Origin of the sequence: Streptomyces sp. P9-A2 (genome assembly GCF_036634175.1) — a bacterium.
GTDB classification, from domain to species: Bacteria; Actinomycetota; Actinomycetes; order Streptomycetales; family Streptomycetaceae; genus Streptomyces; species Streptomyces pratens.
Map to the genome: position 1 here is coordinate 1,118,191 of NZ_JAZIFX010000001.1, position 24,648 is coordinate 1,142,838.

Below are 24,648 nucleotides of genomic sequence, written 5' to 3' on the forward strand. Positions count from 1 at the left end.
AGTTGAACAACACACATGCGAGGTGCGGGCAGTGGCAGGGTGAGCATCATGGACGGTCGTGACCTGGTGCGTTCGATGAGATCGGTCGGCTCGGTGGGGACGGCTCAGGGTGTACGTACCGTACGAGCAGCGTGGCGCAGGCGGCGGGCCGATGCCACCGGGCTGCCACCGCGCGGAGCGGAGCGCGCGCGCACTCCCGGGCCGGTACGGGAGGCGGAACCCGGGCCCGGGGGCGGTGTCGTCCGGTTCGGCCGTTCCGAGCTGCGCATTCGCGTCGCCGTGAACGGGGCCGTCTTCTGGGGCTGGGACGGGGCGGCGCCGGAGCCGTCGTACGCGCTGGCCGGGCGCTGTCCCGACCCGGATCCGCGTGCGGTGCTGGAGCCGGACACCAACGGCGGCTGGCGGGTGGTCGCCGAGCGGGTGACGGTCGCCGTCTCGTGGCACGGCGCGGTGGAGGTGCTCACTCCGGGGGGCGTGATGTTGCGCCGGGAGCTGCCGCCGCGGTGGTGGGAGCCGGTGGCGGGGGGCCCGGCGCGCTGGATGCAGCGGTCCGAGGTGCGTGCCGACGCCCGGTTCTTCGGGCTCGGGGGGCGGGCCTCCGGGCCGAGGCTGCGGGACGGCACCTACCGGCTGTGGAACACGGGCCCCGGTCGCGGTTCCGGGCCCGGCGACGATCCGCTTGCCCTCGCGATGCCGGTGCAACTGGTGGTGGCCGACGCGGGTACACATCTCGCGTTCCACGACTGTTCGTGGGACGGCACCGTCACGCTGCGGGAAGGCGCGGAGGGCGCCGGCTCCGGGCACGACCGGGTGGGGGCCAGCGAGTTGCGGATGGACGGGGGCCCGCTGCGCTGCTGGGTGATGGTGGGTACTCCAGCGCGGGTGCTGCTCGCCTGGGCATCACTGACCGGTGCGCCCGCGCTGCCGCCCGCCTGGGCCCTCGGCCATCATCACGTGCGGTGGGGCGACGGCGGTGAGCGGGAAGTGCGGCGGGTCGTCGCCGGTCATCAGGAGCACGGGCTGCCGCTCGACGCCGTCCACCTCGGTAGCGGCCATCACGACGCCCATCAGGGGTTCACCGTGGACCAGGAGCGGTTCCCCAAGCTGCCGGTTCTCGCCGACGAGCTACGACGGGACGGGGTCCGGCTGGTGTCGGCCGTCGGTCCGGCGGTCCCTGTCGGGGACGGCCACTCCGTGTACGACGCGGGGGCGGCCCGGGACGCGTTCGTACGGGATGCCTCGGGAGACGTCGTCCAGGGTGTGTCCTGGCCCGGGGACGTGGTCTTCCCCGACTTCACCCGCCTACGCGTGCGCGCGTGGTGGGGCGGTCTGTACGCGGAGCGGCTGGAGCAGGGTTTCGCGGGCTTCTGGCACGACATGAACGAGCCGACGTCGTTCACCGCGTTCGGGGAACCGACGCTCCCCCGTTCGGCCCGTCACGCCCTGGACGGGCGGGACGGCGATCATCGTGAGGCGCATAACGTGTACGCGTTGTGCATGGCCAGGGCGGCCCACGAGGGGCTGCGGGCGCTGCTGCCCGAGGAGCGGCCGTTCCTGTTCTCGCGCTCGGGGTGGGCCGGCATGCAGCGCTACGGCGGGGCCTTGCCGGGGGAAGTAGCCGCGGGCTGGCCCGGACTACGGGCGTCGTTGGCCCTGGTGCTGGGGCTCGGGCTGTGCGGTGTCCCGTACGCGGGGCCGGACGTCGGCGGCACCGGCCGGAATCCGTCTCCCGAGCTGTATCTGCGGTGGCTCCAGCTGGGCGCCCATCTGCCGCTGCTCCGCACCCGAGCGGGTGCGGGTCACAGGGAGCCGTGGGAATTCGGTGCCGAGGTGCTGGCGCACGCGCGCGCGGCTCTCGTCGAACGCCGGCGGCTGCGACCGTACCTCGTGACTCTGGCGCACCTGGCCCGGCGTACCGGTGCTCCCTGTGTGCGGCCGCTGTGGTGGTCGGCACCGGAGGAGCGTGCGCTGCGCGACTGCGAGGACGCCTTCCTTCTGGGCGACAGCCTGCTGGTGGCGCCGGTGCTGGTGGCGGGCGCGAAACGGCGGACGGTGCGGCTGCCCGGCGGGCGCTGGTACGAGACGGCGACGGGTCGGGCGTTCGACGGGCCTGCCCGGACAGTGGTCGACGCGCCCCTGGACCGTATCCCGGTGTTCGCCCGCGCGGGCGCCGTCATTCCCGTGCACGGGGAGGACGGTGGGCTGGAACTGGAGGTGTGGGCACCCGCCCGAGGGCGGGTCGGTGGCGGGGCGGTCGTCGCGGACGCCGGCGACGGCTGGGAGGAGCTGGGCATCGAGCGGTACACCGTCCGCTGGGCGGGGTCCCGGATCGTCGTCGAGCGGGAGGGTGAGCACGGCACCGGCGCTCCGCCCCACCCGGTGCGTGTCCGCGGGCTCGGACCGGACTGAGCGCGGACGGGGCGGGGAAGATGCCTGCCCCGTCCGCGCCCCTGCGGCCGGGCCGATCCGTGGAATCAGATGTACCGGCCCTCGAACCAGGCCCGCACGGCACGCGTGTGCAGCGGGAAAGCAAGTTCCTCCGCGCGGCGCAGCAGGTGCCAACCCTCCGTCTCGTCCGTGGCGTCCGACGGCGGCAGCCCTTCCGCGGGACGTTCCGGGAGCAGCCCGAACAGCAGCAGGTGTCCGTCGGGCGAGCTCATTGCCTCGGCGAGCCGTACGTCCCGGCTCGCCGCGTCGATGCCGGTCTCCTCCCGGAGTTCGCGGACGACGGCCTGGCGCCAGTCCTCCCGGTCGTCGATGTAACCGCCGGGCAGGGCCGTACCTCCGCGCGCGGGGGCGATGGTCCGGGTGATGACGACCAGGGCGGTGCCCTTCGGGTCGTACACGGGCTGGAGAGCGACCGCGACCGGCAGCGGGTTGCGGTAGGCGGTGGTGCCGCATGCCGGGCAGGTGCGGGGCCAACCGGAGGCGCCCTCGCCGAAGGGCGTGCCGCAGCTCGAGCAGTGGGAGTCCGGCACTGGATCGGGGCCGGGGGTCTGGGTTCTGGGCACGCGCGGACTGTAACCGATCGGGGCGGAGGCGTCTCCGGGGGGCCGGTCAGCGGTGGCCGGCGAGTGATCTCCTGGACACCGGGAAGTCGAAGTAGCTGTCCGGATGGGCCTCCGGTGTGAAGGTGTAGTGCCACCATTCCTCGGCCAGGTTCACGAAGCCGAGGTCCTCCAGGGTGCTTTTGAGGAGCGACCGGTTGGCCCGCTGTTCGCCCTGTATGCGGGGGTCAAGGGTGTGGCTGAGGGTGTCGAAGCAGTCGTAGCCGGTGCCCATGTCGACGGAGTTGTCGGGGAACCGCTCGTCCTGGTCCGCGAAGCAGGGTGTGAGAGGTTCTCCGGGCCGGTAGGGGCGGGTCGGCGTGGCGGGGAGCCGTACGACGGTGAGGTCCACGGTCGATCCGCGGCTGTGGCCGGACTTCTCGGCGATGTAACCGTCGGCGAACAGCCGGGACTTGTCGACGTTCGGGTGGAACTCGGCCTTCATCGCCTGGTCGTCGGGGTCCTTGGCCCAGCGTACGAAGTGGTCCACGGCGCGTTGGGGCCGGTAGCAGTCGTACACCTTGAGGGAGTAACCGCGGGGCAGCAGCTTCCGCTGGGCCTCGTGGAGGGCTCGGGCCGCGGGGCGGGTGAGGATGCACAGCGGCTCCCGGTAGCCGTCGATGCGCTCGCCCACGAAGTTGTGCGGGGTGAAGTAGCGGACCTCCTGGATGATCGTCGGATCCACGCTGCTCAGCGCCACGAAGTCCTTCGGGGCCCTGTGCTCCGGCGTCGCCGGGGCGGATGCTGCGGGGGCGGTCGCGGCGGTCGTCGCCGTCAGCGCGGCGAGTGCGGTGGCCAGAGCGCGTACCGCGGCGGAGAGTTGTGTCATGTCTCCTGCATCTATCAGGAGACGGGTTCAGCGGGGAAGCACCCTGACCTTGTCCGCTCACCCGTGGCACATTCATGACGGACCGTCAGGAATACTGGAGGAGGGTGACGGAGGTGTGCGCACCGGGCAGTGTGACGGATCACCGGCAGGCCGCCGTCCGTCCCGCCCCGCCGAGGAAGGCGGCGAAGCCCTTGGACGGGCGAGCCGGGTACTGGGCCGGGCAGGCGCGGACGGGCACGAGGTCCGCCTCGGTACCGGGAGGGCGCCGATACCGGCGGGAGGAGGCCCGGCCGGATCGCCTCGGGTTCAGGTGGCGACGGCCTGGCGGCACTGCGCTGCCTGTGCCATGGCGTGCTGGACGACCCCGATCAGGATCGCCTTGACCGACTCCCGGTCCCGGGCGTCGCCCATCAGGAGCGGTATGTCCGGGTCGAGATCGAGGGCCCGGCGAATGTCATCAGCCGGGTAACGCGCGGCTCCCTCGAAGCAGTTGACGCCTACAAGGAACGGTATGGAGCGCCGCTCGAAGTAGTCGATGGCCGCGAAGCAGTCCTCCAGCCGCCGGGTGTCGGCGAGGACGACGGCGCCGAGGGCCCCCTCGGCGAGCTCGTCCCACATGAACCAGAACCGCTCCTGGCCGGGCGTGCCGAAGAGGTACAGCACCAGGTCCTCGCGGAGCGTGATGCGGCCGAAGTCCATGGCCACCGTGGTGGTGCCCTTGGCCTCCACCCCGCTGAGGTCGTCGACCGGGCGCCCCGCCTCGGTGAGCAGTTCCTCGGTGCGCAGCGGCCTGATCTCGCTGACCGCGCCGACAAGCGTGGTCTTGCCCACGCCGAAGCCGCCGGCCACCAGGATCTTGAGCGTGACGGGCTCGACCGGGGGCTTCCCGCGCTCAGAACGCCCGAAAATCATCGTACTTTTCTCCTGCTCGATGGGGGTCGGGCGGCGGACCGTAGCCACCGCCGCCGGGGGTCTCGACGACCAGCACGTCGCCAGGGCGCACGTCCGCCGAGTCGTTGCCGTTCAGCGCGGTGACGGTGCCGTCCGCGCGGTCGATCCGGTTGGCTCCGAGCGCTCCGGGCGCGCCGCCCGCCATCCCGTACGGGGGGACCCTGCGGTGCTGGGACAGCGTGGAGACGGTCATGGGCTCCAGGAACCGGATCCGGCGGACCGCACCGTCTCCGCCATGCCACCGGCCGGCCCCGCCGCTGTTCGCGCGCACGGCGAACTCGTCGATGCGGACGGGCAGGCGCCACTCCAGGACCTCGGGGTCGGTGAGGCGCGAGTTGGTCATGTGGGTCTGTACGACGGACACGCCGGGAAAGCCCTCTCCCGCGCCCGAGCCGGAGGCGACGGTCTCGTAGTACTGATGGCGTGCGTTGCCGAAGGTGACGTTGTTCATGGTGCCGGAGCCCTCGGCCTGGATGCCGAGCGCCGCGTAGAGGGCGCCGGTGATGCTCTGGGAGGTCTCCACATTGCCCGCGACGACGGCGGCCGGCGGCCGGGGCGCCAGCATGGAGCCGGGTGGCACGATGATCCGCAGCGGCCGCAGGCAGCCGTCGTTGAGCGGGATGTCGTCGGCCACCAGGGTGCGGAAAACGTACAGGACGGCCGCGTTGACGACCGAGAAGGGGGCGTTGAAGTTGGTGGGCAACTGCGTTGCGGTGCCCGTGAAGTCGACGGTGGCGGAGCGGTCCGCGCGGTCCACGCGTACGCGCACGCGGATGACGGCCCCGGAGTCGGTCTCATAGGCGTACTCGCCGTCGTCGAGGGCGTCGATGACGCGGCGCACCGACTCCTCGGCGTTGTCCTGGACGTGCCGCATGTACGCCTGGACCACGTCGAGACCGAAGTTCCTGATCATCCGGCCGACCTCGTCGACGCCCTTCTGGTTGGCGGCGATCTGGGCACGCAGGTCGGCAAGGTTGGTCCGCGGGTTGCGGGAGGGGTACCGCGCGCCGGTCAGGAGGCGGCGGGTCTCCTCCTCGCGGAACCGTCCGCTCTCGGTGAGCAGCCAGTTGTCGAAGAGGATTCCTTCCTCGTCGATGGTGCGGCTGTCGGCGGGCATGGAACCCGGGGCGATGCCGCCGATCTCGGCGTGATGGCCGCGTGAGGCGACGTAGAAGAGAACACTTCGGTCACCCCGTGCGGTGTCGGCGGACCCGGTACCGAAGACCGGGGTGATCACGGTGACGTCGGGGAGATGGGTGCCGCCGTGGTAGGGGTCGTTCACGGCGTAGGCGTCACCCGGGCGCATGGTGGAGCCGCGCCGCCGGATGACCTCCTTGACGCCGATGCCCATCGAGCCCAGGTGGACGGGGATGTGAGGAGCGTTGGCCACCAGGTTTCCGTCCGGGTCGAAGAGGGCGCAGGAGAAGTCCAGTCGCTCCTTGATGTTGACGGACTGGGCGGTGGACTCGAGGCGGGCGCCCATCTGTTCGGCGATGGACATGAAGAGGTTGTTGAAGATCTCGAGCAGAACCGGGTCGGCCTCCGGGCGAGACTCCTGGTCGCTTTCGGTACCGGAATCGGAACTCTGCGTAATCGCGACACGTTCCATGACCAGATGCCCGTCATCGTTCGGAGCGGCCCGCCAGCCCTCGTCGACGACGGTCGTGGAGCCGTCCTCGGTGATGATCGCCGGTCCGGTGACCGTCCTGCCGGGGGGTAGGTCCTCGCGGTGGTGGAGGGGGACGTCGCGCCAGGTGCCGCCGGTGTGGAGGCGAACGCGGCGCGGGGCGGACGGGCGGCCTTCGTACGGGGCGAGGGCGGAGAGATCGGGGGGTTCGGTGATGCCGGTGGCTTCGACGGAGAGGGCTTCCACGACGATCGGGCGGTCGAGCGTGAAGGAGTACGTGGCGCGATGACGTTCTTCGAAGGCGCGGCGCATGGTGCTGGGGTCGGCCAGTTCGACGGTGAGGGCGGTGTCGGTGCCGTCGTAGCGGAGCTGTGCCCGGCGGGTGACCCCGATCCGGTCCTCGGGGACGTCTTCGGCGAGGAGTTCGGCGCGGGCCGCCGCTTCCAGGTCGTCGGCGATCCGGTGGATGCCGGGCATCGCGGCGGGTTCCAGGGGTGCTTCGGCGGAGCGTTCACGCATCGCCGTGGTGTCGGCGAGGCCCATACCGAGTGCGGAGAGGACGCCCGCCATGGGCGGCACGAGGACGGTGCGAATGCCGAGGGAGTCGGCGACCATGCACGCGTGTTGCCCGCCCGCGCCACCGAAGGTGGTGAGGGCGTAGCGGGTGATGTCGTGGCCCTTCTGGACGGAGATCCGCTTCACCGCGGCGGCGATGTTGGCGACGGCGATCCGCAGGTAGCCCTCGGCGACCTGCTCCGGGGTGCGGTCGTCGCCGGTTCGTTCGCGGATCTCGCGTGCGAGATCCGCGAAGCGGTCGCGGACGAGCCCGGCGTCGAGGGGCTGGTCGCCGTTGGGGCCGAACACCGCCGGGAAGTGGGCGGGCTGGATACGTCCGAGCATGACGTTGGCGTCGGTGACGGCGAGCGGTCCGCCGGCCCGGTAGCAGGCGGGGCCGGGGGCGGCGCCCGCCGAGTCCGGGCCCACGCGGTAGCGGGAGCCGTCGAAGTGGAGGACCGAGCCGCCGCCGGCGGCGACGGTGTGGATGTCCAGCATGGGCGCGCGCAGCCGTACGCCGGAGATCTGTGTGGTGAAGACGCGTTCGTAGTCCCCCGCGAAGTGGGACACGTCGGTGGAGGTACCTCCCATGTCGAAGCCGATGACCTGGTCGAAGCCGGCGAGTTGCGACATACGGGCCATCCCGACGATGCCGCCGGCCGGCCCGGACAGGACGGCGTCCTTGCCACGGAACTGCGCGGCTTCGGCGAGGCCGCCGTTGGACTGCATGAACATCAGCCGTACGCCGTCGAGGGCATCGGCCACCTGCCGGACGTAGCGGCGCAGTACGGGCGAGAGGTAGGCGTCGACGACGGCCGTGTCGCCGCGCGGAACGAGCCGCATCAGCGGACTGACCTCGCTGGACAGCGAGATCTGCGAGAAGCCGATGCGCGCGGCGAGTTCCCCGACCGCCTGTTCGTGGGCGGGGTGGAGGTGACTGTGCATGCAGACCACAGCAACGGCCCGGATGCCGTCGTCGTGAGCCCGGCGCAGCGGCTCGACGAGGGCGTCCAGGTCGGGGGTGCGCAGAACGGTGCCGTCGGCGGCGATGCGTTCGTCCACTTCGACGACCCGTTCGTACAGCAGCTCGGGCAGTTCGATGCGACGGGCGAAGATGGCGGGGCGGTTCTGGTAGGCGATGCGCAGGGCGTCGCGGAAGCCGCGGGTGATGACCAGGAGAGTGCGTTCGCCGGTGCGCTCCAGGAGGGCGTTGGTGGCGACCGTGGTTCCCATGCGTACGGACTCGACGGGATCGCGGGAGCCGGCCAGCAGTTCGCGGACACCCGCGACCGCCGCGTCGGCTGCGGGTTCCGCCCCGCCGGGAGCACGACCGGGCCGGTCGAGGGCCGGGTTGTCCGACAAAAGTTTGCGTGTGAGGAGCCGTCCGTCGGGCCGACGGGCGACGATGTCGGTGAAGGTGCCGCCCCGGTCGACCCAGAACTGCCAGCCTGTCATGTCAGTACCCCGCTTCCGCGCCGATCACAGCGCCCGGAGGCCGTTGATCACGTCGCGCAGAATACTCTCGTCCGGCAGTTCGGCAGGGGGAACGGGCCGGTTCACGTGGACGGATTCGAGGTCGACGAGATCGCCGACGAGGACGCGTACCACTCCGATCGGCAGGTCGAGTTCCGCCGCGAGTTCGGCGACCGTCTGCGGAGTGTCACGGCACAGTTCGACGATGTCCACGTGTTCCGGGGAGAGTGTGGGGTCCGTCTCCGGATCGTCCGCGTCGGGTTCGGTGACGACCACCGCGATCAGGTCGAGGCGGTGCTGGGCCGCACTCGAGGTGCGGCCCCGCGTCATGGCATACGGACGGACGACCGGTCCGGCCTCGTCGTCGAACCAGTGGCTTCTTCCCTCACCGTCAGCACTCATGCCATCCCACTACCCGCCCGGGGGCGGATCGGTACGCGGTTCGGTTCCCAGATGCGGGCCCACCCTCTTCACGAGGAGGGTCATCTCGTAGGCGACCTGCCCGACGTCCGAGTCGACGTCGGCGAGAACGGCGAGGCAGCTGCCGTCCCCGGCAGCCGTGACGAACAGGAACGCCTCGTCGAGTTCGACGATGGTCTGGCGGACGCTGCCCGCCTCGAAGTGACGGCCCACCCCCTTGGCGAGGCTGTGGAACCCGGAGGCGACGGCGGCCAGATGCTCGCTGTCCTCCCGGGTCAGCTCCTGGGAGGACCCCGTGGCGAGGCCGTCGCCGGAGAGCACGACGGCCTTTCGGATATTCGCGACGCGGGCCACCAGGTCGTCGAGGAGCCAGTTGAGCTCCCCCTTGCCGTCGCCGGCGTGGCCGGTCGTGTGCGGTGCGGTCATCGACCGTCCCCCCTTAGTCATTCCTGGTCGTTCCTTGTGGTGCTGCCCCGCCGGGGGCTTCGTCGCCCACGGCGTTCTCCTCGCGGCCCCGCTGCCAGCCACGCTGGAGCGAGGCCATGCGGCTGCGTACTTCCTCCGCGTCCCGTTCGACGGGCTGGGTTCTCTCCTCGTTCCGTCGTGGCACGCTCCGTTTGAGCTGGGGGGCGAGGCTGGCCTGTCGTACGCGTCGGGGCAGCGATGCGGCGTCGGCCGGGCCGGCGCCCGTGTCCTGCGGGGCGCTGCCGGAGCCCGGCTCGGCCGCCGGGTTCGCCGCGGAGTGCTCCTGGCGGGCGTCCGGCGCGCTCGGGGGGTGTCCGGAGCCGCCCGGAGGGCCACCGGCGGCAGGGGCGGGTGGGCCGTCCTCCCGGGCGGAGCCGTGGGACGCCTGCTCCGCGGGCCGGTCGTCGGCGCGTGCGCCGATCCGGGGACGGGAGGCCGCGCCCCGCCGACGGGCGGGCAGGGGCGGCGGTTTCCCCCCGTCGGGTGGCCCCGGGTCCGGGTCCGGGGAGGGTTGCCCACCGCGGCGGCGGGTCGGCAGCCCGGGCGCCGGTTCCTGTTCCGGGCGGGCGGACGACATACCGATGTCCTGGTCCGGCCGCTCCCGGCGGACGTGTTCGTCGCCGACAGGACGTCCGTGCGAGCTGACCAGTTTGGGCGTTCCCCTGCGGGGCGGCGGGGCCGGGGCACCCGCCTGGCCGCGCACGTCCAGAGCCGGCCCGTCATCGTTGGCCTTGCCGATGCCGGTGGCCTGTGGGTGGGGCTCGCCGCGGCGGCGGCCCGGCCGCTCGTCCTTGGTGCGGGACGGGGGGCGTCGGTGACCGAACAGGCCGCCGTGCTCGTCGTCCTCGTCCCCCGGCGCGCCCGGATAGTCGTCGAGGGCGTCCAGGTCGACAGGGGCCTCGAGTTCGACCGGACCGTTCAGGAGCGAGGCGGGCAGTCCGGGCAGCTGGACGGGCGCCTGGGAGAGCGCGAGACGCCGGTTGTCCTCCGATTCCCTGTCCTTGGTGCGCCGGGGCCGGTCGAGACGGAAACCGACGCCGTTGGTGTCCGGAACCTCGTCGCTGAGGAGCGCGTCCGGGATGAAGACGACCGCGGTGGTGCCGCCGTAGGGAGACGGCTGCAGGGAGACCCGGACGTTCTGCCGCTGTGCGAGACGGCTGACCACGAACAGTCCGAGCCGGTCGGTGTCGGAGAGTTCGAACTCCGGTGTCTCGGCGAGCCGCAGGTTGGCGTCGAGCAGCGCCTCGGCGGCCATGCCGAGACCTCGGTCGTGGATCTCCAGGGTGAAGCCGTTGGCGACGCGCTCCCCCAGGACCTGGACGGCGGTGTGCGGCGGGGAGAACACCGTGGCGTTCTCCAGGAGTTCGGCCACCAGGTGAGTCAGGTCGGCGACGGCGGGGCCGGTGACGGCGACCCGCGGCAGTCGGCGGACCTCGATGCGCTCGTAGTCCTCGACCTCGGCGACGGCCGCGCGCACGACATCCATGAGCTGAACGGGTTTGCGCCACTGCCGGGAGGGCGCGGCGCCGGAGAGGATCACCAGACCCTCGGCGTGCCTGCGCATGCGGGTGGTGAGGTGGTCGAGACGGAACAGGTCGGCGAGTTCTTCGGTGTCGTCGGTCCTGCGCTCCATCGTGTCCAGGAGGGTGAGCTGTTTGTGCAGCAGGACCTGACTGCGACGGGCGAGGTTGACGAAGACCTCCGAGACCCCGGAGCGCAGTTCGGACTGTTTGACGGCCGCCTCCACGGCGGCGCGCTGCAAGGTGTTGAGGGCCTGGCCGACCTCGCCGATCTCGTTCCTGTCGTACTCCAGGCGCGGGACTTCGGTCCCGACGTCCACCTGCTCGCCCGCCGAGAGGCGGCGCATCACGCTGGGCAGTCGCACACCGGACGCCTCGTGGGCCTCCAGGCGCAGCTGCCGCAGGTCACGGATGAGGCCGCGGCCGACGCGCACGGACAGGAAGAGCGAGACGAGCAGGGCGATCAGCCCGAGAAGACCGGCGACGACGGCCTGGGTGATGACGCCCATGGCGACGGGGCGGACGCGGTCCTGGTAGCGGTCGGTGGCCTGGTCGTTGAGGGTGCCGAGTTCCTCGAGCACATGGCCGGCTGCGGTGTCCCAGCTCCTCGCGGTGATCCCGTGGGGCGGTCCGGTGCCGGAGGAGATGGCCGCCTCCTCGGCGACCCGCAGCGGCGCGGACGCCGCGTTCTTCCAGAAACTCTCGTAGCGGTCCCGTTCCGGCGCGGGCAGCTGCGGCAGACCGGCGTCGTACAGCAGCGTGCGCTGGGCCACGAAGTCCGAGACGTCCCGGACCTCGGAGCGGGACAGCGCGCCGACGATGAGGGCGGAACCGAGCAGGGCGTCCTCGCGGGCGAGGAGTTCGCGGGCACGGGCGAGGCTGACGAGGGCGCGGTACTGCTTGTCCAGCCCGACGTCGTCGACCACGTGCAACCCGGCCAGCAGGGTGTAGCACGGGTCGATCAGTTGGTTGTAGAGGCCGAGGGCCTGAGAGCGGTCGACGGTGCCGTCCTCGACACTGCGGCGCAGGGGCTCGATGCCCTCGAAGGAGTCCAGTACCGCGCTCAGCGCTTCGGTGTCCTGGCCCATGGCGTCGCGCACATCGGGGTTCGCCACGTTCTCCCGGACGCTGCTGACGGCCTTGTCGGTGGCGGCACGGCTGCGGCGGAGCGCGGCGAGCCCGTTGGAGGCACGCGGGTCGGCGAGATGGACCAGAGTCTGGCGGCGCTCCTGCTGGAGGACACGGACGGTGTCCTCGACGGGGTAACCGACCTCTTCCATCACCGACGACACATCGAACAGATGGCTTGCCTCACGGCCCGTCAGCAGGGTGCTGAAGGCCCAGATCGTCGTCAGGGACACCAGCGGCACGAGAAGCAGCGCCACGATCTTCCGGCGGATGGACTTCCCGCGAAAGCGCATGGCCTCCCCCAGTTCGGCCCCGGGACAGCCGGGGGCACACATGTGCGTCAACAAACGGCGCGAGCCTACTACCGCGCCACGGCCAACTCGAAGAGCTCTCCGGAATCCGAACTTCCGTACCGACGGCGAGACATGGTGAGTTGTCCGGGCATTGGGTGAGATTGACTCCCGGTTCACGGGAGGGGTCGACGGAACGAGCCACAGCACCCGTGAGTAGGATTTGGCCGATTCCTTTCCTTACTCGGGAATCTTTGTGACGCGCCGTTCGTCCTTCTCTGTGGGTAATGGGTGCGGAATCGGCCACAGAAGTCCCGTCCCGTATCCGGTCGGCGTAAATCAGTGCAAGCCGGGCAGTCGTTGGGGAACCGGGTCCTGGGACCCGGGAAGGCGGTCTGCCGGCGGTGGGGAGTGACACATTGATGGGCACGGCGGAGCGGCACAGGTCGCCCGAGGGCGACGCGGTGGCGCAGGTGATGGAACGGCCGGACGGCAAGGCTCCGAACTGCGGCGCTCCCGTGGCAGGCAGAGGCGCGGCCGGCATCCGGGACCTTCCCACGACCAGGACTGACGAGGTGTCGGCGGGCGTGACCGGGACATGGGACGGCGAGGACCGGACCGGGGCTGCCGCGGGCATCGCCGGACCCGGGGCAGGCGCTGCCGGAAGGACCGGTGGGAGCCGCGGCACCGGGGACGAGGCCCGCCGGCAGCCGAACCATCGGCCGTTGTGGGTGGAGGAGCCCGCGCGGCGGCGCCGACTGCCGGATCCGGTGCGTACATCGGCCGTGCGTGCGGTCATCATCGTCGCGATCACGCTGATTCAGGCCATGGTGGCCTTCCTGTGCACGCTCGCCGGTTCCTGGCTCGCGTTCCCCATGGTCATCAGCAGCGTCGTCAGCACCATCCTGGCCACCTGGGGCGTCCTCGACGTGTGGGTGACCCGCCAGGTCTGGAACCAGCGCAACGGCGTGGTGTCCGCACCCAGCAGCACCGCGCGGGCCCTGCGGCGCGAGCGGCGCCGTGTCCGTCGCCAGGAGCGGTCCACGCAGCGTGCGCAGGCGCGAATACGGCGGCAGGGCGGCGGGTCCGGTCGGCTGTCCCATCCCTGAACCGGACGCTCTGCCGCCCTGCGGGACAGGCGGGCAGGCCCCGGACCCGCTCGGACGGGCCGGGGCCCGGGGCGTCGAGGAGGCGCTGCCTGGTCAGCCGTTCGCCGGAGCAGGCCTCTTGAACATCCGGGTGGCCGTGATCTCGCTGTGCACGGCTTGCTCGTCGGAGGTCTCCCTCGGCAGGCCCGGCCTCAAGTGCTCCTCGACACTGATGTACTTGAGGCCCGCCCGTAGGTCGGCATCGTTCCGCAGACGGATGACCAGGGGGAACTCCGCGAGTGCCGTCGTGTCGAACAGACCGGTGGTGTAGAGGAGCTGTACACCGAGCGCGTCGGCCACGGCCCTCTGAAGCTCCAGCAGGTAGGTGGCGTTGGCGCGGCCGATGGGGTTGTCGAGGAACAGGGTGCCGGCGTGCCGGTGCCGGTCGCGGCCCCGGTCGTTGGAGCGCAGCGCGGCCATCGTGCAGTACAGGGCGATGGCCGCGGTGAGCAGTTGCCCTCCGGAGAACACGTCGCCCATCTGTCCGACAGGGACCCGCTCGGCGCGCAGCACGGCGTCCGGTTTGAGGATCTCGACGGCGATGCCCTTCGGCCGGAGGGCGGCGGCGACTCCGCGCAACAGCAGGGACATGCCGTCACGGCGCAGGTCGGAGTTCTTGCGGACGGCTGCGCTGGTCGCCTCGTCGACGACCTCGCCGAGCCGCTCGGTGAGGGTCGCCTGGTCGGTTTCCTCGAAGCGGATACGCAGGAATTCCTGCCCTGACCACTCGCCGAGCCCTTCGGGCAGCCGCGACAGCCGCTGGGCGGAGCGCAGAGTGGCGAGGGCCGATTCGACGAGCCCTCTGAGCCGGTCCACGATCGAGTCGCGGTTGCGTTCCAGCTGTTCCAGTTCGTCGGTGAGGACCCGGAGCCGGGGTGCGAAGGCGTCCGCCCACTTCTGGGCGTGCTCGGGCAGCGCCGAGGCGGGCAGCTCGCGGATCTGCTGCCGGGCGGGGGTGCGGACCTGCTCGTAGCGTGTGGAGTTGGCGTGCCGGACCAGGATGTCGCTGGCCTCGCGCACCGTGGACTCGGCGGCGGACAGGTCGGCGGTGCACCCGCGGAGTGATCTGCGGGCCTCCCCGGCGGACCGGCGGGCCTCTTCCGGGCTGCCGGGATAGGGCTCGGGCTGCTCCGGCTCCTCCTCCGAGGTGTGTTCCCGGAGCAGGTCGCGGAGCATAGCGGCGATCTCGTCGAAGCCTTCGGCCGCGTCCTCGGCGCCGCGGTGCGCGTCGAGGAGATCGCCGTGGATCTCCCTGGCACTGTCCAGTCCCTCCGTCCGGGAGGCCAGTTCGGCCGTGGCGGTGCGCAGCAGCGCCTGTGCGTGCTCGGCGTCGCGCGGCACCATTTCCTCGGGGAGCGCGGTGTGCTGCCCGCCGTCCTCGGGTGCCAGCCGCTCGGTCTCGCCGCGCAGTCGCCCGAGCTGCTCGCTCGCGCTCGACATCCGGGTCTCCAGGAGCTGCACCAGTTCCTCGGCGCGGGCGGCGGCGGCCTGCCGGCTGGGACCGTCCGAGCCGTCGGGTGACTCGAGCAGCTGCTCCGCGCGGTTGCGGACCTTGTTGCTCAGCCGGTCCAGTTCCGCGCGGGCCGCGCTCTCGTCGCTCTCCGCGCGGGCCTGCTCGGCGCGCAGGTCGGCACCTACGCCGACCTTCTCGTACACCTGGGACGCGGCACGGTACGCCTCGCGCAGAGCGGGCAGGGAGATCCGCGACGGTTCGGTACCGACCCCGGCCGCGTCCTCGGGTACGTCCTCGAGGGCGCCCGCGATCTCGGCGCGCTCGGCGCGCAGCGCACGCGCGGTGCGCCGGGCATCGTCGGCTGCCCGCTGCGCGCCGCGCCGGTCCTCGTCGGCGGTCCGCGCGCGCTCCAGACAGGCCTGGGCGCGGGCCTCGGCCTCGGCGGCGTCGTCGGCCAGCTCGCGCAGTGTGGCCTGCCAGCCTGCCCGTTCGCGGAGCCGGAAGGCGAGTCCCGCGAGGGCGTCGGCGGCACGCCGGGCCTTCTGCGCGGTCTCCTGGAGCTCGTCACGCACCCGGACGGCCTCGGCGGCGGCCTCCTCGGCTTCCGCCCGCACGGTGCGTGCCTCGGCCAGCTCCGCCTCGGACTCCTCAGCGAAGACGCGGGCGTCATGCGCCGCGCGGGCCAGTTCGGTGAGCCGGCCGGGCGGGCAGCCGGTGCGCCAGGAGGTGAGCCGCGCGGTCAGCTCGCGGTCCTTGGCAAGCCGTGCCGCGAGCACCCGGATCTCCTCGTCGCGTGCGGTCGCACGGGCACGCAGTGTCTGCCGTTCCTCGTCGGCGGCGTGTTCGTCGTGCATGGCCGGGTTCGGCGGCACCAGGAAGACGTCGCCGGTGTCCGCGCCCGACGCCGGGGCCGGTGCGAGGAGGGCGGCAGCCGTGCCGACTGCGACCGCGGAGCGGGGCAGCAGTGCGGCGTCGCTCAGGGCCGCGCGGGCGCGGGTGTGGGAGTCCGGGTCGGTGATGACGACGCCGTCGACCAGTTCCGGGCGGGCGGCCAGCACGCGCGCGTGGTCGGCGGGGTCGACGGCCTGGGCGAGGTAGCGCCAGCCGGGCAGGGCGGGAATGCCGTGCTCGCCGAGGAACTCGACCGTGGCCAGCACGTCCGGTCCCGGCGGCAGCAGCCCGCCGTCGCCGAGGGCGCCGAGGATGCGGGCGTCGTCGGCGGCGACGGTACGCAGTTCGAACAGCTGGCGTTCGGCGGAGGAGACCGCCTCCTCGAGCAGTTCGCGCAGGTCGTCGGCGAATCGGTCCAGTTCCTTGGCGGTGAGGGCGCCTTCGGTGGCGGTGCCGTCGCCCGGCTCGGCGTCCGTGTCGGGGCGGGGCCATGGAACGCAGGGGCGGGCCTTCGCTACGGGCAGGCCGAGGAGCTCGGCCGGCCGTTCCTCCGCGGCAAGGGCCTCCGCGGTGCGCAGCTCGCTCTCGTGGGCGCGGCCGGCCGCTGTGACCGCATCCGCCGCGCGGGCGGCGGTGAGTTCCGCACGGGCCTCGACCGCGGCGGCTTCGCGCGCGTGCTCGGTCGCCCGGTGGGACGTCTCACGGGCCGTGTCCCAAGCGGTGACCGCGGTCTTCTCCGCGTCGCCGGCCGCGAGCGCGGCGCGGGCCGGGTCGGCGTCGGGGGCGCTGTCGTCGAGCCAGCCGGCCCGGACGGCCTCCGTGGTCTCCTGCTCGACCTCGGCGAGCCGCTGCCTGAGGTGACCGATCTCGCTGCGCGCTCGCTGTGTCTCGGTGGCGGCGGCCGTGGCGTCGCGGTGGGCGGTGTCGCTGACCTCCTGAAGGGCGGCGGACCGCTCCTCCTCCTCGTTGGCGAGATTCTCCGCGTTCTGCGCGGCCGTGTGCAGGACGCGTACGAGGTCGACGGCGGCCTTGGCCCGGGCGGCGAGCGCGGGCGCAGCGTCCCGTTCGGCCTCCTGGATCGCGGCGGAGACCCTGGCCGCCCTGTCGGCGGCGGCGCGGTGGCGCAGCGCCGCCTCGGCGGCCTGCCAGGCCGCGTACAGGGTACGGGCGTCCGCGAGTTCACGCTTCTGGGCGGCGGCGGACTTCTCCGCCGCCGTCAGTGCCAGGGAGGCGTGCCGGTAGGCGATCTCCGCGGAGATCAGCGCGCTGTGCTCACGGGCCGTCCCGGCACGGGTGACGGCGTCGGCGGCGGCGGTGACCCGGTGGGCGAGGTCCGCGGCGCGGACGCGTTCCTGGCGGCCGCGTGCGGAGAGCCTGCGGGCCAGGGTGCGGGTGCGACGCTCGGCCGCGGTGTTGATCTCCCGTGCCCGGCTACGGGCGCCGGTGGCTTCGACGATCCGGCCGAGCAGTTCGACGGACCCGGCGGTGAAGTCCCGCTCGGCGATCAGCTCGGCACGCCGGCCCAGCTTGTTGCCGAAGCCGCTGACCAGGTCGGCGAGTCCGTCGGTGTCACGGCCGTCGGTGACGGCGCGCAGCAGCAGGTCGGTGAAGTCGGAGTCCTTCTTGACCGCGAAGAGACCGGCGGCCTCGCCCTCGTCGGCGTTCATCTCCCGCTGGTAACGGAAGAGTTCGGGGTCGAGTCCCAGGTCACCGAGGTGCTCGGTCCAGCGCTCGTGGGTCTCTTCCCAGTGCACCTCCAGGTGCGGATACGTCTTGCCCGCCTCCGTGAGCGCGTCCCGGAAGCCCTTCATGGTGCGGCGGCGGCCCCGCGCGCCCGACTGGCCGTCGGCGGGCCGCCGTACGGCGGTGGCCTCGGCGACGGGAAGGTTGTCCAGGCTGAGCCCCGGGCCGGGTCGCAGCGAGTACCAGGCCTCGGCGAACTTCCTCGGGTCGTTGGAGACCTGGCGCCCACGCCATTCGCTGACCTTGCCGACGACGACGCACTCGCCGGTCAGCACGTGCTGCCACTCCAGGGCCACATGGCCGCAGTCGTCGGCCAGCAGGAACTTGCGCAGCACGCCGGAGCTGGCGCCGCCGAGCGTGTTGCGGTGGCCCGGGAGCATCACGGAGAAGATCAGTTTCAGCAGGACGGACTTGCCGCCGCCGTTCTCCAGGAAGAGCACCCCGGCGGGCGCGGGGCGACGTGGCGGGCCGACGGGCTCCTCCGCGAAGAACTCCGCCTGCGTCGGCGCGGGTTGCGGCACGGTCTCGCCGACACCGCGCAGGTCAAGCACGGTGTCGGCGTAGCGCGCACCGGCGGGCCCGATGGAGTAGAGGCGGACCCGGGACAGCTCGTACATGGCGGACTCTCGAAGTCTTCGGCAGGTGGGGGGGTTCGGGCAACGGAGAGTGAGGGCACAGGACGTGGTGACGAGAGGGCGGCTCAGGTGGAGTGGAACGGCAGGCCCGCGTCGGCCACCAGGTCCAGGTCGTCGCCGCTGTCCGCGGGCAGCAGCGTGGGGGTGCCGTCGGTGACCGGGACGACGCCCAGCTCCAGCAGTTCGGCCAGGGCCGCGCTGCCGGCCAGGTCGCGCACCTGGAGCTGGTAGCGGGCCGTTGTCCGGTAGGTGCCGCCGTTGTCGTCGCCGGTGCGTTGCAGGAAGCCGGATTCGGTGAGGAAGGTGACGGCCTTGGCGACGATGCCGGTGGTCGAGCCCGCGAGCCTGCGGGCGTCCTTGGTGGCACCGGTCGCGCTGCGTCTCGCCCAGATCCGCCAGGCCGTCTCCAGCCCGGGGGCGTCGCTGGCCGGGTCGGTGTTCTCGCCCTGTTCCGCGGCCCGCTCCTCGAGCCGGTGGCAGGTCTGGCGCACGAAGGCGTCGACGCCGTTGACGGTGACCCGTCCGATGTAGCCGTCGTCGGCGAGGTCCTCGGGGCGCGGGAACGCCATGACAGCGACGGCGAGGTGCGCGAGCCCGTGCAGGAACCTGTCTCCGCCGTCGGCGGAAGTGCGCCGCGCGTAGTCGCCCATACGGACGGCGAACACCGAGTCCTCGGCGGCGGTCACGGCCATTCCGGCACGCGGGGACACCTCCAGGACGATCAGCCCGAGGCCTGTGGCCACGGCGTCGGCGAGCCGCGCGAACAGCGGGTCCTCGCGGTAGCGGCGCAACAGATCCGCGTACTCCTGGTCGCGGGCCGGCTGGAGCTTGGGCTGGAGGCCGAAAGCGACGAGCCGCGCCGCGTCGGCGGCGTCGGCGGGGGTGACGGCGCCGATCGCCGGTGCGACGGCGGGCTCCGCCTCGCTCCACTCGGCATACTCGGTCACGGACACGGTTCCTCCTCGCACGGGACGACGACGGGTGCGGCAGGGACGGCGCCGCGGGCAGTACGGGCAGTGCAAATGGCTGTCACCGGGCCACCGGCCGCGGACGGCTCCCGGTCCCCGGGCGAAAGGCTCGTCACGCCGCCTCCGTCCGGTCCGCCGCCATCCCCGCCGCGTCCAACAGGGCCGTGCCGACGATGAGGTCGGCGCCGCCGAACTCGAAGTCGTCCAGCTCGACGCCGTCGTCCACCGCGAAGAGCAGCCGCCGCTCGCCCTGGCGGTAGGCGGTGCCCACCGGAGGGCTGGCCGCATGGACCGCCAGCAGCGCCACCAGGTACGGCAGTTCGGGGTCCTGACGGCGTGCCTCCGCGAGCAGTCCGGACAGCCGGCGGGGCGCGTCGGCAGGCAGTTCCAGCAGCGCGGTCGCGGCCGCCAGCTGCTTCTCGGTGAAGCGGCTGTCGTCCGGTGTGGCGATCAGGTCGGGTTCCGGCATCTCGGCGCCCAGGTGCTCCCGCTCCACCGGCGGGGTCAGCAGGATGCCGACGAGATCGGCGACCCGGACGGACACCGGTGTACGCAGTCCGGTGCCGCGGGCGAAGAAAGTGTCGGTCACCCGGACCGCCTGCTCCAGAGGAAGGGGGAGCAGCGGTGCCAGGAGGTGTCCGTAGAGGTCGGTGCCCGAGGACGAAGCGGGGGTGGCGAAGGCCTGCCGGTCCTGTTCGGCGCGGAACAGCGGGCCGGCCTCCAGCAGCCGGGACTGCAGCTGGGTGTGCCTGCGGATGCAGTCCTTGACGATGTCCACCAGCTCGGCGGCCCTGCGCTTGTGCTCCGGTTCCTCCGACTCGTCGCGGGCCCTGCGGATGTTGGTGAGGATCGCGTTCTCGTGGCGGTACCGGTCCGCGATGTGGTCCAGGGCCTCGGCGATCATGTCCGGGACGGCAGTGAGCCAGTCCACGGCACGCACATTGCGCCGGGTGGCGTCCAGGGCCCGGCGCAAGGATTCGGAGTACTGCACGGTCCGGTAGCGGGCCTGCTCGGCGGCGAGTTGGGCGTCGGCGAGCCTGCCCCGGCTGATGAGCACCTCGAGTTTGACCTCGGCGGCGATCTGGGCGCTGGTGACGTCGGTGTCCAGGGCGCCGACCAGGACGTTGACCGCCTCGTCCGTGGTGCGGAGGTAGACGGTGCCGCCGAGGCCGGGGACCTCCTCGATCAGCTTGAAGTCGTAGTCGCGGCGGACGTAGGCGCCGTCCGCGCCGAACACGCCGTACACCGCGCGGAAGCCGCGGTCGACGCTGCCGACGTTGATCAGGTTCTCCAGGACCCAGCGGGCCACCCGCTCATGCTCACCGGCGGGCCGGCGCGGGGCATGGGCGGCGATACGCGGGATGAGCCGGGCCACTATCTGGTCATGGTCGGCGCCTGTGTCGAAGTCCATGTTCAGTGTCACCAGGTCGATGGCCGCCAGGGCGATCTCCGCCATGCCGTACACCGAGTACTCGCCGGCCAGGTTGGCCTTGCGCGCGTCGAGGTCGTGCAACGGCGCGGTGCAGGCGAGCGCGCGCAGCCGCCGGGCCAGCCCCTCGTCGGCCGCCGGGCCCGGCGCGGGCCGCGGCCCCGTGCTGAGCTGGGGCGGAGCGCTGTCCGTCGATGCTGGTGAAGTCACGGTGCACAGACTAGGTCCTCGGTCTGACAACGACCCAAACGACGCAGATGCGTCACGGTGTCGCGGTTGTCACACGCCCCGTTCCTCCTCCCTCGTCCTGCGCCGATGCGCCTCCGCTTCACTGCGGCAGGGCGCCGCTGAACCGTTCCTCTTGACTGAGCGGGAGTGAGCCCGTTCAGCCGCACGCCCCGAACGGTCTTGGGCGCTCCCCCACTGCCTCAAGGGCGTGGGAGATACCCCCAGGTCCCCGGCGTACTCAACCCCGGGGCGGCGACACGCATCCCGTGCGTGGTCCGGTTCCAGGAGGCCGGTTCCCTGCACGACCTGCCACGCGGGTAGGGCCGGAGGCGACGGGGAGGCCCCGAACCATCGCTCCGGTGGAGCGGGGCCCCGCACGCCGACGCCGACACCGTCCCGGCGCCGCAGATCGCACGATCACGTCAGCCCGGCCGGCCCAGCATGCCGCAAGCCGTTGAGCACCCGACCACACGATCAAGCTGATTCAACCTCGTACACATTCCCGGCAAGCAGCTACAACCCCCTGGGAGGTGCCCGGTCTCTGCTCCCCCGCCGGCAGCCTCTGCTCCCACGCCGGCAGCGCGGCCAATGCCGCCGACACCGATGCGGAGGCCCGCAGGTCGAGCCGGATGCTCGTGCCACGCGCGCGGTGCCGCAGTTCGTCGACGGCGAGCACGAGGAGCTGGGGCAGCAGGTCGGTGCACCGGCGGGCCACCCATCCGGTGCCGGCGGTGGCCATCCACCACAGGCTCGCCCCCGGGGCGGGTGCCGCGGACTGCGGGTCGGGCGAGGGCGCCGGTCCGGCCTCGAGGCCGCGTTCCACCAGCAGCGCGTGGAACCTCACGGCCAGTTGGCGGTGCCCCCGCTCGCCGGGATGCATCCGGTCCACGCTCCACATCGCGCGGTCGGTGACCCAGTCGCCCTCGCCGGCGTGCAGGTGCACCGCGCCGTACCGGTCGGACAGCGCGTGGACGACGGCGTTGACCGCACTCTGCCGCCGGGCCAGCGGCCTGGCCAGTGCCCCGGGCAGGCCCATGACGCCGCCGGGGTCGGGCAGGCACGCGGTGAGCAGCACGGCACCCTGGGCGGTGCAGGCCGCGTACACCCGGTCCAGCCGTCCGGCCACGGCGTGGATGTCGAAGCTCCGGCGCAGGGTGTCGTTGACCCCGACGACGACCGAGACCAGGTCGGGTCCCAGGCCCAGTGCCACGGGCAGTTGTGCTTCGAGCACGTCGTGCGTCTGCGCCCCGCTCCTCGCGAGGTTGGTGAACCGCGCGGGCTGCTCGCCGAGCGACCCGGCGAGCAGCGCGGCCCAGCCCCGCCATCCGCCGTCGGCGCGATCCCCCACACCCTCGGTCAGCGAGTCCCCGAGAGCCACGAAGCGCACGGGTCTCCCGGCAGGTCTCACAGCGAACCTCCCGGCAGCACCGCGGGCGCCGTCCGGCCCGGTGCCACGCCCTCCCGCGCGTCGTCCCGTACGGCCGCCTGCCCCGGCGCCTCGTGGGCGTCGAGGAACGCCGCCACCGCCGCCGGCCACCCGAAGCGTTCCGCACGCGCGCGTGCCCCCTCCCGCCGCTCCGTCTCCGGCCTTCCCAGCAGGAGTTCGACGGCGTCCGCGAACGACTCCCCCCGGTCTGCCGCGGTCGCCCCGGAGGAGCCGATCACTTCCGGCAGCGCGGAGGAGGAGCTCGCCACCACGGGTGTGCCGCAGGCCATCGCCTCCAGTGCGGCGAGCCCGAAGGTCTCCGCGGGCCCCGGCGCCAGACACACGTCGGCGGAAGCCTGGAGGGCGCCGAGGAACGTCCGGTCCGGGACGTGTCCCAGGAAGACGACGGGCAGTCCGCGTTCCCGCGCGCGCTGTTCGAGCCGCGTCCGCAGTGGCCCGTCCCCGGCCATCACCAGCACCGCCTGGCGTCCGCGCCGCCGCAGCGTCTCCAGCGCGTCCAGCGCCGTACCGGGCCGCTTCTCCACGGACAGCCGGGTGCAGGCCACCAGCAGCGTCTCCGTCGCGCGCGCGTAGCGGGCCCGCACCGAGGGGTCGCGCAGCGCGGGACGCCGCTCCGCCAGGTCGACCCCGAGCGGTGCCCGTACGACGTTGCGAGCCCCGATCCGGGCAAACTCCCGCTCGGCGAACTCGGTGGTGCACACCACGCGCGCGTACGTGTGGGCGGTACGGATGTTGAGGGCGTCGGCGGTGCGCCGCGCGGCCCCCTCGGGCATCCCCCAGGTGCGCAGCACACCGTCGGCGGTCTCGTGGGAGACCATGATCGCCGGCACCCGGGCCCGCCGCGCCCATCTCCCGGTCCAGCGCAGGGTCGTCCGGTCGGACACCTCGAGCCGGTCGGGAGCCAGTTCCTCGAGCAGGGCGGTCAGCCGCCGCTTGTCGGTGAGGACGCGGTAGCCGCCGGTGCCGGGCAGCAGCTGCCCCGGCAGGGTGATCACCCGCCCCTGCTCGGTCTCCCGGTCGCTCGTCCGGTCGCCGGGGACGACGAGCACGGACTCGTGCCCCGCCGCCCGGTAGCCCTTGCCGAGCTCCCGCAGCGCGGTGCGCAGTCCGCCGGAGGCCGGTGCGACGAAGTTCGCGAGCCGTACGATCCGCAGCGGGTCTTCGGCCCCCTGGGCATCGTCCGCCGACGGCGTGGGGACCGCCCGGGCTGCGGCGGACGGGAATCCGGCGGACTGCGCACCGGTCGGCGGAGCCCCCGTTCCCGCGGTCCCGTTCATGCCGCCACCGCCGTCCGGCGCCCGGTCAGCACGTCCGTGTAGTAGCCGATCAGCTGGTCCCCGACGGCGGCCCAGGTACGTCCTTCGACCATCGCGCGCCCCGCCGCCCCGTAGGAGACCCGTAGTGCGGGGTCCGCGGCCAGGGACCGGACCGCGTCCCGTACGGCGACGGCGTCGCGCGGCGGCACCAGGAACCCGGTGCGTCCGTGGACGACCAGGTCCAGCGGGCCGCCCACGGCGGGCGCGACCACGGGTATGCCGCTCGCCATGGCCTCCTGCACGGTCTGGCAGAAGGTCTCGAAGGGGCCCGTGTGGGCGAAGACGTCCAGCGAGGCGAAGATGCGGGCGAGTTCGTCGCCGGTGCGGCGCCCCAGGAAGACCGCGCCGGGCATGGTCCGTTCCAGGTTCGGCCTGCTCGGTCCGTCGCCCACGACGAGTACCCGTACTCCGGGCAGGGTGCTCACCCCGGCCAGCAGCTCGACCTGCTTCTCGGGGGCGAGCCGGCCGACGTAACCGACGATCAGCTCGCCGTTCGGGGCGAGTTCCCGGCGTAGCGCCTCGTCGCGCAGGCCGGGCCGGAAGCGGACCGTGTCCACGCCGCGCGGCCACATCCTGACTCTGGGGATGCCGTGCGCCCGGAGGTCGTTCCGTGCGGCGCCGGACGGGGCCAGGGTGAGGTCGGCGGCCGAGTGGACGGACCTGATCCGGCGCCAGGCCGCGGCCTGACCGGCGCCCATGTACGTGCGGGCGTACCCGGCGAGGTCGGTCTGGTAAACGGCGACGGCGGGCAGTCCGAGGCGCGAGGCCGCCGCCATGCCCCGCACTCCGAGCACGAAGGGGCCGGCCAGGTGGACGAGGTCGGCCCGGTGCTCGGCGATCGCCGCGGCGACGCGTCGGCCGGGGAGGGCGACGCGGACCTGCGGGTAGCCCGGGAGCGGAAGGGAGGGGACCCGGACGACGGGGCACGGAGCCCGGTGGTCGAGCTCGTCACCCGCGGTGGCGGGGGCGACGACGACAGGGACATGACCGCGGTCGACGAGGTGCCGGGCGGTCTGGAGCGCGCAGTGAGCCACGCCGTTCACATCAGGGGGGAAGGATTCGGTCACGATGACGACTCGCATACG

The 24,648-nt window shown here is 72.7% G+C and carries 15 protein-coding genes; 2 read left to right on the forward strand and 13 right to left on the reverse strand.

Annotation, left to right across the window (positions count from 1 at the left end; all coding sequences use genetic code 11):
* Window positions 1–48 precede the first annotated feature (48 nt).
* On the forward strand, window positions 49–2,409 hold the full coding sequence (locus tag V4Y04_RS05015; protein ID WP_332426087.1) for a glycoside hydrolase family 31 protein: 2,361 nt from the start codon (window positions 49–51) through the stop codon (window positions 2,407–2,409).
* 65 nt (window positions 2,410–2,474) lie between these two features.
* On the opposite strand, the gene V4Y04_RS05020 is transcribed toward V4Y04_RS05015, so the two are convergent.
* The 7 genes from V4Y04_RS05020 to V4Y04_RS05050 all read right to left on the reverse strand — a co-directional run bounded on the left by V4Y04_RS05020 (window position 2,475) and on the right by V4Y04_RS05050 (window position 12,308).
* Window positions 2,475–3,011 carry an NUDIX domain-containing protein gene (locus V4Y04_RS05020; protein ID WP_332426088.1) on the reverse strand — a complete coding sequence of 179 codons (537 nt, stop codon included), beginning with the start codon at window positions 3,009–3,011 and terminating at the stop codon, window positions 2,475–2,477.
* 46 nt (window positions 3,012–3,057) lie between these two features.
* Window positions 3,058–3,876, reverse strand: coding sequence for a M15 family metallopeptidase (locus tag V4Y04_RS05025; RefSeq protein WP_332426089.1), 819 nt, complete (start codon window positions 3,874–3,876; stop codon window positions 3,058–3,060).
* Between the two features lie 306 nt (window positions 3,877–4,182).
* Window positions 4,183–4,788, reverse strand: a complete 606-nt coding sequence (locus tag V4Y04_RS05030; RefSeq protein WP_332426090.1) for a GTP-binding protein — start codon at window positions 4,786–4,788, stop codon at window positions 4,183–4,185.
* On the reverse strand, window positions 4,769–8,464 hold the full coding sequence (locus V4Y04_RS05035; protein WP_332426091.1) for a hydantoinase B/oxoprolinase family protein: 3,696 nt from the start codon (window positions 8,462–8,464) through the stop codon (window positions 4,769–4,771). Before V4Y04_RS05035 ends, V4Y04_RS05030 begins: the two co-directional genes overlap by 20 nt.
* A gap of 24 nt (window positions 8,465–8,488) precedes the next feature.
* Complete coding sequence (locus V4Y04_RS05040) at window positions 8,489–8,884, reverse strand: DUF742 domain-containing protein (protein WP_332426092.1); 396 nt, start codon at window positions 8,882–8,884, stop codon at window positions 8,489–8,491.
* A 9-nt stretch (window positions 8,885–8,893) separates the two neighbouring features.
* A complete protein-coding gene (locus V4Y04_RS05045; RefSeq protein WP_332426093.1) occupies window positions 8,894–9,328 on the reverse strand; it encodes a roadblock/LC7 domain-containing protein in 435 nt (144 codons plus the stop codon).
* A 13-nt stretch (window positions 9,329–9,341) separates the two neighbouring features.
* On the reverse strand, window positions 9,342–12,308 hold the full coding sequence (locus V4Y04_RS05050) for a nitrate- and nitrite sensing domain-containing protein (RefSeq protein WP_332426094.1): 2,967 nt from the start codon (window positions 12,306–12,308) through the stop codon (window positions 9,342–9,344).
* Window positions 12,309–12,727: 419 nt separating this feature from the next.
* Between V4Y04_RS05050 and V4Y04_RS05055 the strand changes: the two genes are divergently transcribed.
* Window positions 12,728–13,414 carry a hypothetical protein gene (locus tag V4Y04_RS05055; RefSeq protein WP_332426095.1) on the forward strand — a complete coding sequence of 229 codons (687 nt, stop codon included), beginning with the start codon at window positions 12,728–12,730 and terminating at the stop codon, window positions 13,412–13,414.
* 93 nt (window positions 13,415–13,507) lie between these two features.
* Here V4Y04_RS05055 and V4Y04_RS05060 read toward each other — a convergent pair whose 3' ends face one another.
* The 6 genes from V4Y04_RS05060 to V4Y04_RS05085 form a co-directional block, all read right to left on the reverse strand.
* Window positions 13,508–18,157: a hypothetical protein gene (locus tag V4Y04_RS05060; RefSeq protein WP_332426096.1), complete on the reverse strand. Its 4,650-nt coding sequence runs from the start codon at window positions 18,155–18,157 to the stop codon at window positions 13,508–13,510.
* A gap of 83 nt (window positions 18,158–18,240) precedes the next feature.
* Window positions 18,241–19,122, reverse strand: coding sequence for a hypothetical protein (locus V4Y04_RS05065; protein ID WP_332426097.1), 882 nt, complete (start codon window positions 19,120–19,122; stop codon window positions 18,241–18,243).
* A 133-nt stretch (window positions 19,123–19,255) separates the two neighbouring features.
* Window positions 19,256–20,782 (reverse strand): hypothetical protein, encoded by a 1,527-nt coding sequence (locus V4Y04_RS05070; protein ID WP_332426098.1) that lies wholly within the window; start codon window positions 20,780–20,782, stop codon window positions 19,256–19,258.
* A gap of 502 nt (window positions 20,783–21,284) precedes the next feature.
* Complete coding sequence (locus tag V4Y04_RS05075) at window positions 21,285–22,187, reverse strand: SGNH/GDSL hydrolase family protein (protein WP_332426099.1); 903 nt, start codon at window positions 22,185–22,187, stop codon at window positions 21,285–21,287.
* Between the two features lie 17 nt (window positions 22,188–22,204).
* On the reverse strand, window positions 22,205–23,524 hold the full coding sequence (locus tag V4Y04_RS05080; protein ID WP_332426100.1) for a glycosyltransferase: 1,320 nt from the start codon (window positions 23,522–23,524) through the stop codon (window positions 22,205–22,207).
* Window positions 23,521–24,645, reverse strand: coding sequence for a glycosyltransferase family 4 protein (locus tag V4Y04_RS05085; protein WP_332426101.1), 1,125 nt, complete (start codon window positions 24,643–24,645; stop codon window positions 23,521–23,523). Before V4Y04_RS05085 ends, V4Y04_RS05080 begins: the two co-directional genes overlap by 4 nt.
* Window positions 24,646–24,648: the final 3 nt, after the last annotated feature.

What these genes read in the sequence shown, in the direction of transcription:
- V4Y04_RS05015 (WP_332426087.1), top strand. Translation starts at nt 49, where the DNA reads ATGGACGGTCGTGACCTGGTGCGTTCGATGAGATCGGTCGGCTCGGTG.
- V4Y04_RS05025 (WP_332426089.1), bottom strand. Translation starts at nt 3,876, where the DNA reads ATGACACAACTCTCCGCCGCGGTACGCGCTCTGGCCACCGCACTCGCC.
- V4Y04_RS05030 (WP_332426090.1), bottom strand. Translation starts at nt 4,788, where the DNA reads ATGATTTTCGGGCGTTCTGAGCGCGGGAAGCCCCCGGTCGAGCCCGTC.
- V4Y04_RS05035 (WP_332426091.1), bottom strand. Translation starts at nt 8,464, where the DNA reads ATGACAGGCTGGCAGTTCTGGGTCGACCGGGGCGGCACCTTCACCGAC.
- V4Y04_RS05040 (WP_332426092.1), bottom strand. Translation starts at nt 8,884, where the DNA reads ATGAGTGCTGACGGTGAGGGAAGAAGCCACTGGTTCGACGACGAGGCC.
- V4Y04_RS05045 (WP_332426093.1), bottom strand. Translation starts at nt 9,328, where the DNA reads ATGACCGCACCGCACACGACCGGCCACGCCGGCGACGGCAAGGGGGAG.
- V4Y04_RS05050 (WP_332426094.1), bottom strand. Translation starts at nt 12,308, where the DNA reads ATGCGCTTTCGCGGGAAGTCCATCCGCCGGAAGATCGTGGCGCTGCTT.
- V4Y04_RS05055 (WP_332426095.1), top strand. Translation starts at nt 12,728, where the DNA reads ATGGGCACGGCGGAGCGGCACAGGTCGCCCGAGGGCGACGCGGTGGCG.
- V4Y04_RS05060 (WP_332426096.1), bottom strand. Translation starts at nt 18,157, where the DNA reads ATGTACGAGCTGTCCCGGGTCCGCCTCTACTCCATCGGGCCCGCCGGT.
- V4Y04_RS05080 (WP_332426100.1), bottom strand. Translation starts at nt 23,524, where the DNA reads ATGAACGGGACCGCGGGAACGGGGGCTCCGCCGACCGGTGCGCAGTCC.
- V4Y04_RS05085 (WP_332426101.1), bottom strand. Translation starts at nt 24,645, where the DNA reads ATGCGAGTCGTCATCGTGACCGAATCCTTCCCCCCTGATGTGAACGGC.